This is a genomic window from Klebsiella sp. K47, assembly GCF_051858335.1.
GTDB classification, from domain to species: domain Bacteria; phylum Pseudomonadota; class Gammaproteobacteria; order Enterobacterales; family Enterobacteriaceae; genus Klebsiella; species Klebsiella pneumoniae.
Genome location: NZ_JBPYUI010000097.1, coordinates 1 through 497, shown reverse-complemented (window position 1 = coordinate 497; position 497 = coordinate 1). Strand labels below are relative to the sequence as shown.

2 tRNA genes are annotated in these 497 nt (G+C 48.1%); both read right to left on the bottom strand.

Annotated elements, in window-relative coordinates:
• Positions 1-204 precede the first annotated feature (204 nt).
• A tRNA-Ala gene (locus RRF55_RS27245) sits at positions 205-280 on the bottom strand.
• 36 nt (positions 281-316) lie between these two features.
• Positions 317-393: transfer RNA gene (locus RRF55_RS27240), tRNA-Ile, on the bottom strand.
• Positions 394-497: the final 104 nt, after the last annotated feature.

Below are 497 nucleotides of genomic sequence, written 5' to 3'. Positions count from 1 at the left end.
CAGGGCATCCACCGTGTACGCTTAGTCGCTTAACCTCACAACCCGAAGATGTTTCACTTCTGATTGCGAAAATTTGAGAGACTCGAACACACATTAACTGTGTGTCGTTTCAATTTTCAGCTTGATCCAGATTTTTAAAGAGCAAAATTTCGCAGTGCACCTTTTCAGGTTCACTCTGAAGTTTTCTTGTGTTCGCAGTAAAGATGGTGGAGCTATGCGGGATCGAACCGCAGACCTCCTGCGTGCAAAGCAGGCGCTCTCCCAGCTGAGCTATAGCCCCATCGTTTGCAACCTCTTCAAATTTGCTTCGCAAATTTGGTAGGCCTGAGTGGACTTGAACCACCGACCTCACCCTTATCAGGGGTGCGCTCTAACCACCTGAGCTACAAGCCTGTAGAGGTTTTTACTGCTGTTTTTCATCAGACAATCTGTGTGAGCACTGCAAAGGCAGGTTCTTTAAGGTAAGGAGGTGATCCAACCGCAGGTTCCCCTACGGT